The following is a 1239-nucleotide window of genomic DNA, read 5'->3' on the forward strand; positions in this document are numbered from 1 at the left end:
TGGGCTGCTGCCGGTTTCAAAGACACCTTGTTAAGGTGGAAGATGAAACCGGAGGTGGTTCATGGGAACGAGAAGGCAATTCAGCCGAGAGTTCAAGCTTGAAGCAGTCAAGCTGGTGAAGGAACGGGGTGTGGCGGTGGTGCAAGCTGCGCGCGACCTCGATGTGCACGAGAACGTGCTGCGCAAGTGGATACGCGAGGCGACTGCTGACCCGCTGCAGGCTTTCCCCGGTCAGGGGGTGATGAAGCCTGAGCAGGCCGAGATTGAGCGGTTGAAGAAAGAAAACGCCAAGCTCAGGATGGAGCGCGACCTGCTGAAAAAAGCGGCGGCCTACTTCGCCAAGGAGTCGATGTGAAGTTCGGCTTCGTTGCGAAACACCGAGGAGCGTGGCCATTGGCAATGATGTGCGAGGCGCTCGGTGTCTCGCGAAGCGGCTTCTACGCGTGGCTGGGCAGGCCCAGAAGCCAACGCAGTCTGGACGACGAGGTGCTCGGCAGCCAGGTACGTCAGAGCTTCCTGGGCAGCGACCGTACCTATGGCGCCCGGCGCGTCTGGCATGACGTGCTGGCGCTGGGACAGCGATGCGGTTTGCATCGCGTGGAGCGACTGATGCGCGAGCAAGCCTTGCGCGCGAGGCCACGACGCCGAGGCTTGCCGCAGGACCGCGGTCAGCGCAGCGCCATCGCTGACAACGTGTTGGACCGTCAGTTCCAGGCCGACGAACCGAACCAGAAGTGGGTGGCCGACTTCACCTACATCTGGACGGCGGAGGGCTGGCTCTATGCCGCTGCGGTGCTCGACCTGTACTCGCGCCGCATCGTCGGCTGGTCGATGCAGGACAGCATGACTTCACAGCTTGTGGCGGACGCGCTGATGATGGCCGTATGGCGCCGGGGCAAGCCGGTCGCGCTGCTGCATCACTCCGACCAGGGCAGCCAGTACACCAGCGAGCACTTCCAGGAACTGCTCAAGGAGCAAGGCATTGCGTGCAGCATGAGCCGCGCGGGCGAGGTCTGGGACAACTCGGCGATGGAGAGCTTCTTCAGTTCATTGAAGACCGAGCGCACAGCCAGGAAGGTGTACAGGTCCAGGGAGCAGGCACGCGCCGACGTGTTCGACTACATCGAGCGTTTCTACAATCCGACGCGTCGTCATTCGACGCTCGGCTACGTCAGCCCGATAGAGTTCGAGAAAGCTCAAAAAGCTTAGGCCGGTGTCCACGAAACCGGCAGCAGCCCA

At 62.1% G+C, this 1239-nt stretch carries 1 protein-coding gene; it reads left to right on the plus strand.

The annotated features are described in order from the left end of the window. Positions 1-61: 61 nt before the first annotated feature. Positions 62-1209, plus strand: a protein-coding gene (locus tag AC3A6B_RS29805; RefSeq protein WP_487840236.1) for an IS3 family transposase whose coding sequence is annotated in 2 segments (ribosomal slippage) — positions 62-329 and positions 329-1209 — 1149 coding nt in all. Because the reading frame shifts where the segments join, the coding sequence is not laid out codon by codon here. Positions 1210-1239: the final 30 nt, after the last annotated feature.

This window comes from Variovorax sp. Soil_C_33, assembly GCF_057656935.1.